The sequence below is a fragment of the Nesterenkonia halotolerans genome (assembly GCF_014874065.1).
Taxonomy (GTDB): Bacteria; Actinomycetota; Actinomycetes; order Actinomycetales; family Micrococcaceae; genus Nesterenkonia; species Nesterenkonia halotolerans.
On sequence record NZ_JADBEE010000002.1, the window covers coordinates 352,085 to 367,205 of the forward strand.

The window sequence follows — 15,121 nt, forward strand, 5'->3', positions numbered from 1 at the left end:
CTTGATGCCCCAACGGCTCTGTTCAGTCTCCCCGCCCCCAGTCGGCTGGCCCTCGGGATCCGGCCGGGTACTCCGCCAGGGGGACGTGTCCGGCGCCCCACTGGGAGCGAATCTCATCAATGATCTTCCAGGCCTGCTCGGCGGCGTCGCCACGGATGGACAGGGTCGGATCCCGGTTCAGCACACCGTTGAGGACCTCCCCATAGGGATTCAGCCGCCCGGCCCCCAGATCGGTGCTCAGTGTGGCTCGTTCGATGGCGAAAGGGTCGCCAGGACCGGTGACGTTCATCCCCACCGCCAGGCCGTCAGGCCCTAGGAATATACGCAGCACATTGGGGATGCTCTCCCCGGTCAGGCCGTCGGGCACATGCGGGACCTCGCGGAAGGTGATGGCAATCTCCCGGCGAGACTCACCCAGAGCTTTCCCGGATCGAAGGATGAAGGGCACCCCGGACCACCGCCACGTGGCAGATTCCAAGGTGACCTCGGCCAAGGTCTCAGTTTCACGCGCTGGGTCCACGCCGTCTTCGTCGGCGTAGGAGGGCAGTTCACGGCCCCCGATGGTGCCGGCGGTGTAGCGTGCTCGCCGACTGGCGCGGTCCGGCTCACCGGCGAAAGGACGGACCGCTTGCAGGGCTGCGGTCTTGGCTGCGCGCAGGTCGTCGGCGTGCACGCTGATCGGGGCTTCCATAGTCACCAGGGCCATCACCTGAAGGAGGTGGGACTGGATCATGTCCACGAGCGCGCCGGCATGGTCGTAGTAGCCGGCCCGGTTCTCCAGTCCGAGAATCTCGTCGTAGACGATCTCCACTTTCGCGATGTGTTCCCGGTTCCAGAGCGGCTCGAACAGTCTGTTGGTGAACCGCAGCCCCAGGATGTTGAGCACGGTGGATTGGCCCAGGAAGTGGTCAACCCGGAAGATCTGGTCTTCCGGCACCAGCGCGGTGAGACGTCGATTGAGCTCGACGGCGCTGCGCTCGTCCACGCCGAAAGGCTTCTCCAGCACCAACATCGTGTTCTCCGGCATTCCGACGTTCTGCAGAACCTCGATGGCCTCTGTGGTCACGGCTGGCGGCAGCGCGAAGTACAGGGCGGGGGTCCCCGTGACCGCGTTCAAGAGTTGTTTCAGATCCTGGGGAGAAGAGGCGTCGGTTTCCAGGTATTCGGTGTGGGCCAGAAGGTGATCCACGGCTGGCCCCTTGGCCTCGACCGTCTCGAAGGCTCTCTGGACGGTGCGAGACCACTGTTCAGCATCCTCAGGAGCCAGGTCCGTGCCGATCAGGCTGATCCGACGCTCCGGCTGCTCGGTGAGCAGACGCCCCAGCCCAGGCAGCAGCAGTCGCGAGGTGAGGTCCCCGGTCGCACCAAGGATGACGAGAGTTTCGATTTTCTCCATGAGTGCACCGTACCGGGCGCAGGGTTCGGGTGGGTCCGTGACCGGCGTCGCGAGGGCTGCCGCGGTCGGGGCAGCTCGGCCATGCGGTCTCCAATGGTTGAATGGATCCATGAGTCCGGATGCCGAGAATACGTCCACCCCGTTGGAGGACTACGCGCTCCTCTCCGACATGCACACCGGTCCGCTGGTGTCCCGCCAGGGCAGCATCGACTGGCTGTGCCTCCCGCGTTTCGACTCCGCCTCGGTGTTCGCAGCGCTGTTGGGCACCCCAGAAGATGGTCGATGGAAGATCTCGGCCCTGGACGGGGAGGTGGTGGCGCGACGGTATCTTCCGCGCACGTTTGTGCTCGAGACCACTTGGGAGACCTCGACCGGCACCGTGGTGGTCACGGATTTCCTGCCTCCGGGCAGTGAGCAGTCCGACCTGATCCGGCGGGTGAAGTGCATCTCCGGCAGCGTGGAGGTCGAACATGACCTGCGGATCCGTTTCGACTACAGCCGGGCGAAACCCTGGACCCGGCGGGTGGATCTCGATGGTGAAGGGACCTGCGGGCTGTTGTCAGTGGCCGGACCGGACGCGTTGCTTCTGTCTGGCCCGCTGCTGCGTCCGCACGAGGACCAGCAGTCGAAGACGCAGGAAGCGGACGGTCACATAGAGTTTCCGGAGGGGCATCCCGACGATTACCAGGGCGCCGTGGCTGATCGGCTCACCGGAGTGTTCCCTCTCCAGGCGGGCGAGTCTGCAGACTGGACGCTCACATGGCATCAGTCGCACCGGCAGCCGCCCACCCCCGAGAACCCGCAGGCGGCCCTAGAACGCACAGTGGAGTACTGGACCCAGTGGTCCGCGAGCGTTACGGCTTCCGACGAGCAGGACCACTCCGTGCTGCGGTCGCTGATGGTGCTGCGCGCGCTGACCAACAGCGACACCGGTGGGATCGTGGCTGCCCCGACGACCTCCCTGCCCGAGGAGTTCGGGGGAAGTCGCAACTGGGACTACCGCTACACGTGGCTGCGGGATGCGGCCCTGACCATCGAGACCCTCATTGCCCACGACTTCACCGACGGTGCCCTGCACTGGCGCAACTGGCTGTTGCGCGCCGTCGCTGGAGACGCTGACGGCATCCAGATCATGTACGGGATTGCGGGGGAACGCCAGCTGCCCGAGAGCACCCTTCCCCACCTGGTCGGCTACGAAGGGTCGAAGCCGGTGCGGGTCGGCAACGAGGCTGTGGGTCAGTATCAGGCCGACGTCGTCGGAGAGGTCATGCTCGCCCTTTCTCAACTGCGCAAGGCCGGGGTGGCCGAGGATGAGTACTCCTGGGGGCTGCAGAAGAATCTGCTGCGTTTCGCTGAGCAGAACATGGACCGATCCGGCCACGGGATCTGGGAGATGCGTGGAGAAGCCGCGTTCTTCGTGCACGGTCGAGCCATGATGTGGGCGGCCTTCGACCAAGGCATCCGTGCGGTCGAAGATCACGGCTTCGATGGGCCGGTGGAGAGGTGGCGGACGCTGCGGGACCGGCTTCGCGAAGAGATCATGCAGCACGGCTTCGACGAAGAGTTGAACTCCTTCACGCAGACGTATTCCAATGCCGAGGTGGATGCTTCGCTGCTGCAGCTTCCGCACACCGGGTTCGTCGAGTACGACGACCCGCGGATGCTGGGCACCGTGGCTCGGATCGAAGCCGATCTGCAGGATGAGCACGGGCTGCTGCATCGCTACCGCACCGACACCGGCGTAGACGGGTTGGATGGGGACGAGTACCCGTTCCTCATCTGCACCTTCTGGCTCGTGGAGCAGTACGCGTACAGCGGCCGGATCGCCGAGGCGAGAAGCCTGCTGGACCAGCTCTCCGATTACGCGAACGATCTCGGGCTGTTCGCTGAAGAGTATGACCCGAAGAGTGCGCGGTTGGCGGGGAACTTCCCCAGGCCTTCAGTCACCTGGGCTTCATCCGCGCCGTCGACGCCGTCACTCGGGCCCCGGTGCGTTTCTGAGCCTGCCGACGGCGCCCCCAGGAACAGTCGGAAGCTCCACCAGTGGCTGGCTTCACCCGGCAATTGAGCCAGAGCTGCGAATAAGCACAGTGCGGCGGTGAGCGTCGCTCACTCCCGGGACGCAGATGAACGTGTCATGGCTCCTTCGTGAGAGGTTGCATGTCGGCATTTCGCCGGCCCAGGGCAGCGCCGGTCACCTCGAGAGGGCGAAGAAGCTCAGGGAGCTTCCTGTTTGCTTTCACAGAGCCCCATGCGTGCGAATTTTCTTTACCTGGTCTCATCGGGGGTCCCCATCGATAGGCAGGAACCGCGGATCGACCTGGGGAAGTGTCGCCGAGCAGCGTCCCTGAGTTGGTGAGTCGTCGGGCTCCAGTGCCTCGCGGAGTTGTTCTTTCGCCCGTTGGTATCGTCCCCGGGCCGTCGAGGCCGAGATCCCAAGAATCTGACCAGCATCGATGATGCTGAATCCTTCCCAGTGGACCAAACGGATCAGTTCACGCGGCTCAGGATCGAGCCGTTGGACTGCGTCGCGGACCTCGACACCGTCATCAGCGCCCTGGGAATCAGCAGGAGTGCCCAGCATGGTTCTGAGCTTGTTGGCCAGGCGATAGCGACGACGCCGGCTGCGTACGTCGTTTCTCAGCACGTTGCTGGCGATGCCGAAGAGCCACCTGCGTCCAGCCTCAGCATCAGTGGGATGATCCTTCTCCCGCTGCCAGGCAGTGAGCATGGTCTCTGCGAGGAGATCCGCCGCCGCCTCGGAGACCACGCGACGTTGGAAGTAGTGCAACAGGTCGACTCCGTTGGCTTTCAACGCTGCCTCTAATGGGGAGCTCTGCGAGTTGGTCACTCTGCGGACTCCTCTCCCTGGGTTTCATAGGTGTCCATGTCCCCGAGTTCCCCGAGCCAGCTGCCCTCGAAGTCAGCGCCAGGACACGAATGTCCGAAGGAGTAACCACCTACCCCGATCTCCTGCATTTCCGCGCCGTACTCGTCCTGCAGCTCCAGGGAAAGCCTGGAATCTACGGCTTGGAAATACGCGACGTCGTCAGTATCGTGCCGCCCATCCGGGTTGAGTCCCATGGCCCGGGACTGGCTGCGAGCCCGATCAAGGAATCCCTCGCTGTCCACCATGTCGTCAACCCGGTTCTGCACGTCGGAGTACATCTCTCGCACGAAGGTGTCTTGTTCCTCGGTCATGGAGTAGTCATCGACGTTCTCTGTCCCTGATGGGCCCAGCTTTTTCATGCGGAGCTCGACTTCACATTCAGCTCCGCTGGGCAATTCGAAGCTGTAGTTCGCGTGCGGTTCTACTCCTAGGTCTGACCAGTAGCTGCGGAGTTCTATGACCGCAACTGCCGCAGTGGTGCTGCCCAGCAGCACCAGGGCAGCGAGCCCCATCGCGGCGCCGCGGGAGAGGCCGGACCGTCCTGCACCGCGCCGACTGGTGGCGTCTTCACGGCTGGCGGTGGAGAGCCTCTGCAGCTCCTCACCCAGCTCAGCGGTGACTGGTGTCCCTCCCGGCGCTGACCTGTTCAGGCGCTCGTCGAGAGACGCCGTCGTGTCTTCTGTTGCTTCGAATTCTGGTGGGTCGCTGTTCGGTGGTGGCCAAGACATGTCGGTGGTCCTTACTCGCTCGAGAACGTGTCCTTACCCTGTACATGTCCGGTCAAGCACGAAACGTCCGCCGTGATCTGACTGGAAGCGGTCCTTGAGCTGGAGGGTGCGGGTGAGTGCTACGCCGTCGGGCTGCCGGACCACGCCCGGGGGCCCGGCTCAGGGCCGACGACGTCACTCCACGCCGGGCGGGTTCTTCTCATGTTGGAACCATTTCTCCGCGATCGCCCTTTCGGGGTCGATCCCAAGTTGCCCGGCGTAGACCAGACACATCCCAAGCACATCTCCGAGCTCAGCGGCTAACAGATGTTGTTGCTTGTCAGAGGTCAGGCCGCGGTCTTTGCTCTGACCAGTGGCAGTGAGGTGCGCTTGGGTGAGTTCTCCGAGCTCCTCGGTGAGCTTCAGCAAAGCCCACTCGGCAGAGCGGTGGATCCCGTACACCTCTGCGTATTGGGCCGAGAGATTCTCGATGCGGAGTGCGATGTCGTTGAGATGCATCTGTCCGATGCTACGCACCGCGTAAGCAGGCGGGCCCGTGATCCGAGACCAGAGCGCCGGGTGATCACCCGAGCTGTGGGGAGGGCGCCTCAGGAACTTGCCGTCTCACGGGTTCGAGCCACCCCAGTCCGTGGGCTCGGGAGATCCACAGGGTCAAGCCTGCGGTCATCCCGAGCGTGAGGGGAATGCTCATCATCAAGACCAACGGTGACACCGTGCCCTGTTCCAGCGACGAGGGACTGAATGGGGCCAGGAGGAACAAGGTGAGGTTGTTTGCGGTATGAACGACGATCGCGAGTTCGAGCCCACCGCTCTTCCACACCAGGAAGCCCATGCAGATCGCAAAGACAGCCATATCGATCTGGCCCACCCAGTCGTAGCCATGCCCCAACACAAACAGGGGGACTGGCAGCACGATGCCCCAGACGGGCGAACGAAGCCAGGTTCCGAGGGCCTGTTGGGGCAGGCCTCGGAAGGCGTACTCCTCCCCGGCACACTGCAAGGGCGCCAGAAGCAGAACGATCAGGAGGACTGCTGCGGTGCGGAAGTCTGCGCTGGGCCAGGAAAAATCCTCGGGAGGAGAAATGACAAAGGCCAAGGTGTGGACGACGGTGTAGAGCGGGAGGACTATCCACGCTGCATGGAAGAGCATCCTCCACCGCACACGTCCCGCCACTGAATGAATCGTGCCGCGCGTGCCCCCGCCCCAGCGGGCGCCGAGTACAGAAGCAGGGATCATGAGTGCGATCAGCCCTAGACCGATCAGCATGTCCGCGGGGTTTCTGGGGTCGGCGAACATCTCAGAGGGCGCCCACGAGGCCGGACCGATGAGCATTGCCAGCACAGCGAAGATGAGCACGACGACCAACATTGCGATGTACAGCCCGACAGCAACCCCCACCGTGGAAAGTGGGCGCCACCAACGCGAAGTCCCGGCGTCGAGATGGGACAGCCGGTGATAGGCCGTCTTGTGAACAGTGGATTGCTCCGTGGGCAAGAGATCGATGGTCATAGGTCCAGCATCGGAGCAGACAGGTTCCGGCGGATCGTCCATCTGGTCGCACTTCTGTTGGCCAAGACCGTCCATTCGGACGATCCCCCCCAGTCAAGACCGTCCCTAGGATGACTAGGTGAGCGATTTCCCCCAGGCCGATGCTGGCCCGCACAGACTCAGACTGCTCGGCGGACGGCCCCTGCTCAGAGCTGCGCTCATCTCCGTGTGTTGCACTCTGCTTGGAGCCGGGGCCTTCCTCGTGCTGTTGGGCTCAGACCTGGAGGACAACGGGGGCGACCTGCCCGGATCGGCTGTGCTCCTCGTGTTCCTCGACGCGCTGATAGGACTTGCGGCCTGCGCCGTCGTGGGGCCGGTCAAGGGCTCACGGGTCGGAAATCTGCTCATAGTCGTTGTTGCAGTGTGGAGCACCTGGGCCGTGCCGGCCTGGATCGTGAGCGTAGTGCGGCTCGGTGCTCGGCGTTCTGCGGGGATGGACACAGTCGTGGTGCTCGTGACCGTGCTCGGAGGGCTGGGGTACACCATGTTGCGGGAACCCGCGGCAGCCCTCCAGCCTGGTGAGTCCGTGCTGACAGTGATGGTCGGGGCGGCATTCACGGCAGGAGCGTTGCTATGGGGCAGAGTGCGTGGCACGCGTTCTGCCCTGGTCGCTGCGCTGCGTGAGCAGGCTAAATCCGCCGAACATGCCCGCAGCGCCGCCGTTCTGATGCGCGAGGCGGAGATCGCTCAGGCGCGCGCGGAGGAGCGCAGTGCCATAGCCCGGGACATGCACGACGGCATCTCTCACCAGCTCGCGATCGTGGCCATGCACGCTGGAGCGCTCTCCTATCGCGTGGACCTCACCGCAGATCAGCAACGTGCGACGGCGAACACTGTGCGCGATGCTGCCGCGGGCGCCAACGTCATGCTCCGCGAAGCCCTCACGGCACTGCGTGAGACCGATGACATTCGGCCGACCTCTCCGCTGCCGAGCAGCTCGTCGTTGCAGAGGATGGTCGAGACTGCGCGGGCTGAGGGAGCTGAAGTTTCTCTCCGGTGGAAGAACCTGACCGCCGCAGAGCTGTCGAAGAATCCCCAGCGGGCGATGACCTTCGCCCGCATCACCGAGGAGCTGCTCATGAACTCCCGGAAACACGCACCAGAGGCGGCCGTCTCACTGCTTCTTGAGGGTGCCACCGATGCTGTGGTGCTTCATGTCAGCAATCCGATCCCGCGCGGTCAGCGCCCCCGGAGCAGCGAACCGCTCGGGACTGGTCTAGGTCTCGTCGGTGTCACTGAGCGCGCCGAGCTGCTGGGTGGTTCTGCTCGATATGGCGCGACTGTGCTCGATACCTTCGAGGTCGAGGTGAGGATTCCATGACTGCCGCCCCTGTGGGTGAAGAAGTCAGCGTGCTGATTGTCGATGACGAGGCACTGATGCGCGCTGGTCTCAGGCTCATGATCGAAGGCGCCGACGGAATCGTGGTCGTAGGTGAAGCGACAGACGGGTCTGAGGTGCCTGCGGCCGTTGATCGGCTGAATCCCGACGTCATTCTCATGGACATCCGTATGCCGGTGCTCAATGGAATCGATGCGACCAGGGTACTGCGGCAAGCTGGATCACGAGCCCAGGTCGTCATTCTGACGGCATTCGATACAGACACGCTCCTGCGTGACGCGCTGGTCGAGGGGGCTGTGTCCTTCCTCCTCAAAGACGCCGAGCCGAAGCTGGTGGTCCAGACGATTCACGATGCCGCACGGGGCAGGTCATCCTTCTCCCCGAAGTCTCTGGCGCGCCTCGTAGAGATGGCGACCAGCGCACCCGGGCCTTCGGCTGCTCCAGAGGCTGAACGGGTACGCATCGGTGTGGACATGTCTCGCCTGGTGACGGACCGTGAGTGGGAAGTCGGCCGATTTGTTGCCCAGGGAATGACCAACAGTGAGATCGCTGAGGCGATGTACTTGAGCGCCACGACCGTGAAGTCCCATCTATCCAGCTTGTTCGCGAAGCTACAGGTCACGAATCGTGTGCAGCTAGCGATCTGCGTCCTGGAACGCGGAACTCCTGGATAGCTCGGGTCCGGGAGTGCCCTGATGCCGTGGTGGTCAGTGCGGCGTAAAGAAAGACCCTCTGAACTGGATCAATCTCCAGCCCAGAGGGTCCGATGGAGCCGCCTGCCGGAATCGAACCGGCGACCTATTCATTACGAGTGAATCGCTCTACCGACTGAGCTAAGGCGGCGTGGCGCCGCGGTGAGGCGCACGAGGGATTACTTTACTGGTGCACCCCACCGCGGTCAAAGCTCGGTCAGTCCTGCGTGGGCACCACCATCACCGGGACAGTGGAGTGATGGAGCAGCTCCCGGGAGACGGACCCCAGCAGCGCGCTGCGCCAGCCGCTGAGACCCCTGGTGCCGACCACTGTCAGCTGCACCTGGTCACCCATCTCATGCAGGAGATTCACCGGAAATCCCTCCTGCACGGAGCCCGAGACGGCGAGCTCGGGGAACTGAGCCTGGATCCACCCGACCTCCACGTCGAGGTCCTTGTTGAGGTCGTCCATGCGGGAGTGGGCCATGGCCTGCTCTCGGGAGGCCAGCTCTGGGTACCACAACGCGGCAGTGGTCAGCGGAGGCAGGGCCATCAGCAGCTGAAGGCGCGTGCCGTGACTCAGCGCGGTCCGGGCCGCTTCCACGGCGGCGTTCCGAGAATGCGGGGAGCCGTCGATGCCGACCACCACGGGCCTGGAATCCTCGGTGCCGAGCGACTCGGGGCCGTCTGCCTCGGTCGATCCTGTCGCGTGGGGCACCACCACAGTGGGTGAATGTGAGTGGGCGGGGAGCGCTGCTGCCACGGACCCGAGAATGCGCCCGGTGAATCCTCCGCGACCCCTGCTTCCGACCACACAGAGTTCGGCGGAACCGGAGAGTCGCACCATCACGCCAGCGGCGTCACCGTGTTCCAACCGGTAGGTGACTTCCCCGGAGTACCCGGAGAGGAGCTTCTTCGCGTCCTCCAGCACAGCTTCGGTGGCCTTGCGTGCGAGGGTCTGTCCCTGGGGGTCTGGAAAGCTCTCGATATAGCCGCTCACAGCCGGTGCGATGGTGAAAGAGCTCGTGACGGTCAACGGGAGATCTCGCACGAGCGCTTCACGAGCCGCCCATCGGAGCGCGGCCGTGGCGTTGGCCGAGCCGTCGAATCCGACCAAGATCCCCAGCGGTCGGGGAGCGCGCGGCTCCTCGCTCGAGGCCGTGGGTGCCGGGGCCGACGAGGTGTGTGCGTCGTGGGTCTGTGCGTCGGAGTTCTGGGCGGAGTCAGCGGGCTCCGTGGCGGATGTGACGGGAACTTCAGTGTTCATGGCGTCGTCCTTACGCAGATCAGCGGATAGATCCGGTGATCAGACGCCGCAGGCGACGGGTGCGTCACCGGTGATCCGAGTCTACGCTCCGTTTTCTACAAGCGGTAGAAAAACTTTCTCGACCCGTTCAGCAGTCGGATCTGCCCTCTTGGAGTTCACCGTCGAGCAGGTATCCATCCACTGCCTCATCCACGCAGGTGTTGCCGGCGCGATAGCCCAGATGGCCTTCACCCTCGCGGACGATGAGAGAGGACTGGGGGACCATGTCATGCATGTTCTCCGCCCATTCCACCGGAGTGGCAGGGTCACCGGTGGTGCCGATGAACAGAATCTCCTCGGTCTCACTCAGCGCCGGCTCCCAGGGCTCCGCCACGTTCTCCGCGGGCCACTCCTGGCAGACCACCCCGCGGTGTCCCAGGTACGGACCGAAGGTGGGTGCCTCGTCCGAGACCTCTTCGAACTCGGCCTCGATCTGTTCGGAGTCCCCAGGCATGGGGTAGTCCAGGCACATCACCGCGGTGAAGGCGAAGGTGTTGATCCAGTCGTAGCTTCCGTCGGCCTCTCGACCGGCCTGCAGATCGGCGAAGTACTGGAAGGCGGAGAAGTCGTCCTGCTCCAGCGCCAGAGTGAGTGCCTCGGAGAGCACCGGCCAGCTCTGCCGGTTGTACATCGGGGTGATGAAGCCGCTCACCAGGGTCGAGACATTGATCGTGCGTCCGTCCGCACCCTGGACCGGAGTCTCGTCGACCTCGGCGAAGAGATCCTGTGTGCTCTGGACCACCTCCTCCGGAGTAGCTCCGGCGGCGCAGTTCTCCTGCTCGGTGCACCACTCCGCGTAGTTCTCCAGGGCATCTTCGAACCCGAGGGCCTGCTGCTTGTTCAGCTCATGAGCGCTGATGGAGACGTCGAACATGCCGTCGAGCACGAACCGCCCCACCCGCTGCCCATACTGCTCCGCATAGGTCAGCCCAAGCTTGGTGCCGTAGGAGAAACCGAGGTAGTCCAGCTCCTCCTGACCCAGCGCGGCGCGGATCACGTCCATGTCCCGCGCGGCGGAGAGCGTGTCCACATGTCCGAGCAGCTCGCCGCTCTCGGCCTCACACTGGGCAGCCAGCTCGGCAGCCGATTCGCGCGCCTCGGTATAGGCCGCCTCGGTCTCGAGCTGCTCATCGGAGACCTCCTGACGGTAGGCGTCCATCTCGGCGTCGTCCAGGCAGGTCACCGGGGAAGAGCGGTGCACCCCGCGCGGATCGAAACCGACGATGTTGTAAGCTTCGATGAGATCCTCGCTGAACGCCGAGGTCAGCGTCTCCGCCACGGTGTCGTAGCCGGAGGAGCCGGGACCACCCGGGTTGGTCAGCAGGTATTCCTCGTCGCCTCCGGTCTCGGAGCTGATGATGCTGATCTCGAGATCATCACCGGCTCCGGGATCCTCGTAGTCCAGGGGCACGGTGACCTCGGCGCACATCATCGTGTCCTCGCAGGAGGTCCACTCCAGCTCCTGCTCGTAGTACTGCGTGTAGTCCTCCGCGTCACCCGGCAGCGCGTCGCTGGGCACCGAGCTGGCGGTCATCGGCTCTGCCGGGGACTCTCCAGCCGCGCCGTCGTCGGCCGAGTCCGCGCCGCCGGAGGGATCTGCACAGCCCGAAAGCAGCAGCGCTGAGACTGCGGCCAGACTCGCCAGCCGCAGCGTATGCGGGGAGCGGGGATTCTTAGGCACGGGACCTCCCGGGAAGGAACTGCATCATGAGGGCCTCCATGGCCAAGAGTGGTGGAACATTCTGCGTGATGCGGGTCCTGGCCGCGTTGATGGCATCCAGGCCTGCGAGCGTCCGCTCCGCGCTGAGCGACTCCGCGTAGCGGGTCAGCTCCTCGCGGAGATGCTCATTGATCAGCTCCGCGCCGGTGCCCAGCTTCAGGCTCAGCACGTCGCGAAAGACAGCGGTCAGATCGATCAGGGCGCGGTCGAGGGAGTCGGCGACGGCGCGCTTGGCCCGCCGCGTGTTCTCCTCCTCGAGCTTCTTGAACTGGCTGCGCAGCTTGGGTGGGATCTTCTCCTCCGGCTCCAACCCCAAAGAGCGGCGCAGCGAGGACTGCTCCGCGCTGAGCCTGGCCTCCGCAGTGCTCGCGGCGTCGGCCTGGGTCATCTCCACCAGGCTTCCGGCGGCCTCGATCGCCGCGGAGGAGGAGGTCAGTCGCAGCGGCAGCGTGGCGACCTGCTCACGGCGACTGCGCGCCTCAGGATCCCGGGCAAGCCGGCGCGCCACACCGATGTGGTTCTGCGAGACGCGCGCGGCGAACTGAGCCTGCTGCTCGTTCAGCCCGTCGCGGGTGGTCAACAGCTGCGCCACGGCCTCGGTGGGCGGGATCCGCAGGCTCACCAGCCGGCAGCGCGAGCGGATGGTCACCAGAACATCCGCAGGGCTCGGGGCGCAGAGCACCCAGACGGTGTGTGGGGGAGGCTCCTCGATGGCCTTGAGCAGCACATTCGTGGCGCGCTCGGTCATGCGATCGGCGTCCTCCATCACGATCACCCGCCACCTCGCCCCCTGCGGCTTCTCCTGCGCGGTGGTGACGAGCTGGCGGACGTCTTCGATCTTGTAGGTGACGTTCTCGGTGGAGACCAGCTTGACCGAGGGGTGGCTCTGCGCCGCGACCAGGCGGCAGGACCGGCACTCCCCACACCCGCGGGCGGCGGGTTCCTCCCGGTCACAGTTCAGCGCGGCCGCGAAGGCGCGCGCGGCGTTGGACCGCCCGGACCCGGGCGGTCCGGTGAACAGCCAGGCATGGGAGGGCGCTCCGGAGCCGGCCGCCTGGCGAAGCTGTTCGACGACGGCGTCCTGCCCGACCAGTTCGGTGTAGACACTCATGGGCTGAGCAGCTCCTGCACTCGGACGCGGATCTCGGCCTGGATGCTCTCCGGCGCGTCTGCTGCCTGCAGCACCAGATACCGCTGCGGGTCCGCCTCGGCGCGCGCCAGGAACGCGGCGCGCAGACGCTCATGGAAGGCATCCTCGGCAGATTCGATGCGATCCGAATCCCCGTCCCGGCCCTCACGCCGCGCACGGGCCGCGGCGGGCTCGATGTCCAGCACCACGGTCAGATCGGGCTGCAGGCCTCCGGTGGCGAACGCGTTCACCTCGGCCACCGCCTCGGCCCCAAGCTGACGCCCCACGCCCTGATACGCCACGGAGGAATCCACATAGCGGTCACAGAGCACGAAGCGGCCGGCCTCGAGGGCGGGCTCGATGCGCTGGACCACATGCGCCGCCCGGGAGGCGGCGAAGAGCAGCGCCTCGGTGCGGGGGTCCACCTCGCCCTGGCCGTGTTCAAGCACCAGCGAGCGGATGCGCTCCCCGATGGGAGTGCCTCCGGGTTCGCGGGTGCGCTCGTAGGGGAGGGAGCGCTCGCGGAACCAGGACTCCAGGAGGGTGAGCTGGGTGGTCTTTCCGGCGCCGTCGCCGCCTTCGAAGGCGATGAATCCACCGCGTCTGATCTGGTTCACCCTCCCAGCCTACCTAGCAGCACAGACACCTCACTGCGCGGAACACCAGGGCGGTGACCTGTGCTGGGGTAGCGTAGCCGTGTGAACCAGCGCGAACGCACCTTCGTGGTCAGCGCGGGCCGTGGTGCCCACGCTCCGAACCAGCCTGTCAACATGCCCGTGGACTTCACCTCCACCTACTCCTACCGGCCAGGGGTGCCTGCGGCGATGGACTACGCCCGGGAAGGCATGCCCTCCTGGGAGCCACTGGAGGAGCTGCTCGCACAGCTCGAAGCCGGCACCCGGTCCAGCTACCGCGCGCAGGGCTTCGTCACCACCGCCGAGGACCATCCGGTCCAGGTGCTGCCAGGGCTGCTGTTCTCCTCGGGCATGGCCGCCATCTCCGCGGTCGTGCACCTGCTCGCCCCGGGCAGCCATCTGGTGATGCCGCGGCACAGCTATATGGGCTTCTCCGCGCTGGCCCAGCAGATGGCAGACCAGGGAGTGCTGACCCTGCACCGCGTGGACATCGCCGACACCGAGCAGGTCACCACCACGCTGCATGACGTCTCCACGCTGGCGAGCGCTCAGGACGCGCAGGTGATGCTCTGGATCGAATCGCCGACCAACCCGATGCTCGAGGTCGCCGACCTCCCGGCGCTGCTCGCCGCCGCGAAGAAGCGTGGCGTGCTCACAGCCGTGGACAACACCTTCGCCACTCCGCTGCGCCAGCGCCCGCTCAAGCACGGCGCGGATGTGGTGGTGCACTCGGTCACCAAGTTCCTCTCCGGGCACTCCGACCTCATCATGGGGGCCGCGATCACCGGCGACTCAGAGATCCACCGGCGCCTGCACACGCACCGCACCCTGCACGGCGCCATCCCCGGACCGATGGAGGTCTACCTGGCGCTGCGCGGCGTACGCACCCTCGCGGTGCGCCTCGACGCCTCCGAATCCAACGCGGGGGAGCTGGCCCGCCGCCTGGACGAGCTCAGCCGCCAGGCGGGGCTTCCGCTGCGCAAGGTCAACTACCCGGGCCTTCCCGCCCACCCGCAGCATGAGCGGGCCGCGGCTCAGCTCGGAGGATTCGGCGCGATCCTGACGATCGAGGTCGACGCCGATCAGCCCGGCGCCACTGGCACACGGACCGAGGCCGAGGTGGCCGACGCCGTGCTCAGCGCCCTCGAGCTCTGGACCCCCGCGACGAGTCTTGGCGGAGTGGAGTCGCTCGCGGAGCGTCGTCGTCGTCATCCTGGGGAACCCGCCTCGGTGCCCGATGGACTCATCCGGCTCTCGGTGGGCATCGAAGACGTCGAAGATCTCTTCGCCGACCTGCTCAATGCGCTGCGCACCGCCGCGGTCGCAGACCCGTCAGATGCGGACCCCATCCGATAGCATCGAGACATGGCTTCCTTCTCCAGCATCTGGCTGTTCGTCCTCCAGACCGAGCAGCTGATCCAGCTCGCGTTCGCCTTTGGGTGCCTGATCGTGGCCGTGGTCGCACTCATCAAGTGCATCCCCAAGAATGCGCAGCGTTTCGACATCGCGTTCAAGCGCACCAAAGGCTTCTGGCTGGGCATGACGGGCGGCGCCGTCGTCCTGGCCCTGCTCGGCGCGCTCGGCAGCACCCCCTTCGGCCTGATCTTCCCGGTGGCCGCCGCGTGCATGGCGATGGTCTACCTGACCGACGTCAACCCTGCCGTCTCCGAGTGAGCTGAGGCCCGAACGCTCCGCGCGGGCCGCCCCGACCCTCGCCACCCCGACTCCGAAAGGGAG

At 65.5% G+C, this 15,121-nt stretch carries 13 protein-coding genes, 1 tRNA gene and 1 pseudogene; 5 read left to right on the forward strand and 10 right to left on the reverse strand.

All coding sequences use genetic code 11. The features are described from left to right. Nucleotides 1–22: 22 nt before the first annotated feature. Entirely contained in the window at nucleotides 23–1,396 is a 1,374-nt protein-coding gene (locus H4W26_RS11850; protein WP_192592419.1) for a glucose-6-phosphate dehydrogenase, read from the reverse strand. A gap of 109 nt (nucleotides 1,397–1,505) precedes the next feature. On the opposite strand from H4W26_RS11850, the pseudogene H4W26_RS11855 reads away from it, so the two are divergent. Further along, nucleotides 1,506–3,397: pseudogene (locus tag H4W26_RS11855) on the forward strand (glycoside hydrolase family 15 protein). A gap of 277 nt (nucleotides 3,398–3,674) precedes the next feature. Here H4W26_RS11855 and H4W26_RS11860 read toward each other — a convergent pair. The 4 genes from H4W26_RS11860 to H4W26_RS11875 all read right to left on the reverse strand — a co-directional run bounded on the left by H4W26_RS11860 (nucleotide 3,675) and on the right by H4W26_RS11875 (nucleotide 6,524). Continuing rightward, nucleotides 3,675–4,247 (reverse strand): RNA polymerase sigma factor, encoded by a 573-nt coding sequence (locus tag H4W26_RS11860; protein WP_192592420.1) that lies wholly within the window; start codon nucleotides 4,245–4,247, stop codon nucleotides 3,675–3,677. Next, the gene (locus H4W26_RS11865) at nucleotides 4,244–5,014 is read right to left on the reverse strand and encodes a hypothetical protein (RefSeq protein WP_192592421.1); all 771 of its coding nucleotides are present in this window, start codon (nucleotides 5,012–5,014) and stop codon (nucleotides 4,244–4,246) included. The genes H4W26_RS11860 and H4W26_RS11865 overlap by 4 nt, the downstream gene beginning before the upstream one ends. Nucleotides 5,015–5,188: 174 nt before the next feature. Then, complete coding sequence (locus H4W26_RS11870) at nucleotides 5,189–5,512, reverse strand: nucleoside triphosphate pyrophosphohydrolase family protein (protein ID WP_192592422.1); 324 nt, start codon at nucleotides 5,510–5,512, stop codon at nucleotides 5,189–5,191. Between the two features lie 64 nt (nucleotides 5,513–5,576). Next, nucleotides 5,577–6,524 carry a CPBP family intramembrane glutamic endopeptidase gene (locus H4W26_RS11875; protein WP_192592423.1) on the reverse strand — a complete coding sequence of 316 codons (948 nt, stop codon included), beginning with the start codon at nucleotides 6,522–6,524 and terminating at the stop codon, nucleotides 5,577–5,579. Nucleotides 6,525–6,642: 118 nt separating this feature from the next. Here H4W26_RS11875 and H4W26_RS14045 point away from each other — a divergent pair, with 118 nt between their 5' ends. Both H4W26_RS14045 and H4W26_RS11885 read left to right on the forward strand, forming a co-directional pair. After that, nucleotides 6,643–7,884 (forward strand): sensor histidine kinase, encoded by a 1,242-nt coding sequence (locus H4W26_RS14045; protein ID WP_192592424.1) that lies wholly within the window; start codon nucleotides 6,643–6,645, stop codon nucleotides 7,882–7,884. Further along, nucleotides 7,881–8,576 carry a response regulator gene (locus tag H4W26_RS11885; protein WP_192592425.1) on the forward strand — a complete coding sequence of 232 codons (696 nt, stop codon included), beginning with the start codon at nucleotides 7,881–7,883 and terminating at the stop codon, nucleotides 8,574–8,576. The genes H4W26_RS14045 and H4W26_RS11885 overlap by 4 nt, the downstream gene beginning before the upstream one ends. Before the next feature lie 93 nt (nucleotides 8,577–8,669). Here the strand turns inward: H4W26_RS11885 and H4W26_RS11890 are convergent. From H4W26_RS11890 to tmk, 5 genes are all read right to left on the reverse strand, one after another. Continuing rightward, nucleotides 8,670–8,745: transfer RNA gene (locus H4W26_RS11890), tRNA-Thr, on the reverse strand. A 66-nt stretch (nucleotides 8,746–8,811) separates the two neighbouring features. Beyond that, entirely contained in the window at nucleotides 8,812–9,861 is a 1,050-nt protein-coding gene (locus tag H4W26_RS11895; protein ID WP_192592426.1) for a universal stress protein, read from the reverse strand. Between the two features lie 127 nt (nucleotides 9,862–9,988). After that, a complete protein-coding gene (locus H4W26_RS11900; RefSeq protein WP_192592427.1) occupies nucleotides 9,989–11,581 on the reverse strand; it encodes an alpha/beta hydrolase in 1,593 nt (530 codons plus the stop codon). After that, entirely contained in the window at nucleotides 11,574–12,731 is a 1,158-nt protein-coding gene (locus H4W26_RS11905) for a DNA polymerase III subunit delta' (protein ID WP_192592428.1), read from the reverse strand. Before H4W26_RS11905 ends, H4W26_RS11900 begins: the two co-directional genes overlap by 8 nt. Next, nucleotides 12,728–13,366, reverse strand: a complete 639-nt coding sequence (tmk, locus tag H4W26_RS11910) for a dTMP kinase (protein WP_192592429.1) — start codon at nucleotides 13,364–13,366, stop codon at nucleotides 12,728–12,730. The genes H4W26_RS11905 and tmk overlap by 4 nt, the downstream gene beginning before the upstream one ends. Before the next feature lie 81 nt (nucleotides 13,367–13,447). Here tmk and H4W26_RS11915 point away from each other — a divergent pair, with 81 nt between their 5' ends. Both H4W26_RS11915 and H4W26_RS11920 read left to right on the forward strand, forming a co-directional pair. Further along, nucleotides 13,448–14,740, forward strand: coding sequence for a trans-sulfuration enzyme family protein (locus H4W26_RS11915; protein ID WP_192592430.1), 1,293 nt, complete (start codon nucleotides 13,448–13,450; stop codon nucleotides 14,738–14,740). Nucleotides 14,741–14,749: 9 nt separating this feature from the next. After that, nucleotides 14,750–15,058, forward strand: coding sequence for a DUF2516 family protein (locus tag H4W26_RS11920; protein ID WP_192592431.1), 309 nt, complete (start codon nucleotides 14,750–14,752; stop codon nucleotides 15,056–15,058). Nucleotides 15,059–15,121: the final 63 nt, after the last annotated feature.

Coding starts and splice junctions, on each gene's coding strand:
- H4W26_RS11850 (WP_192592419.1), bottom strand. CDS start 1,396: ATGGAGAAAATCGAAACTCTCGTCATCCTTGGTGCGACCGGGGACCTC.
- H4W26_RS11865 (WP_192592421.1), bottom strand. CDS start 5,014: ATGTCTTGGCCACCACCGAACAGCGACCCACCAGAATTCGAAGCAACA.
- H4W26_RS11870 (WP_192592422.1), bottom strand. CDS start 5,512: ATGCATCTCAACGACATCGCACTCCGCATCGAGAATCTCTCGGCCCAA.
- H4W26_RS11875 (WP_192592423.1), bottom strand. CDS start 6,524: ATGACCATCGATCTCTTGCCCACGGAGCAATCCACTGTTCACAAGACG.
- H4W26_RS11885 (WP_192592425.1), top strand. CDS start 7,881: ATGACTGCCGCCCCTGTGGGTGAAGAAGTCAGCGTGCTGATTGTCGAT.
- H4W26_RS11895 (WP_192592426.1), bottom strand. CDS start 9,861: ATGAACACTGAAGTTCCCGTCACATCCGCCACGGAGCCCGCTGACTCC.
- H4W26_RS11905 (WP_192592428.1), bottom strand. CDS start 12,731: ATGAGTGTCTACACCGAACTGGTCGGGCAGGACGCCGTCGTCGAACAG.
- H4W26_RS11920 (WP_192592431.1), top strand. CDS start 14,750: ATGGCTTCCTTCTCCAGCATCTGGCTGTTCGTCCTCCAGACCGAGCAG.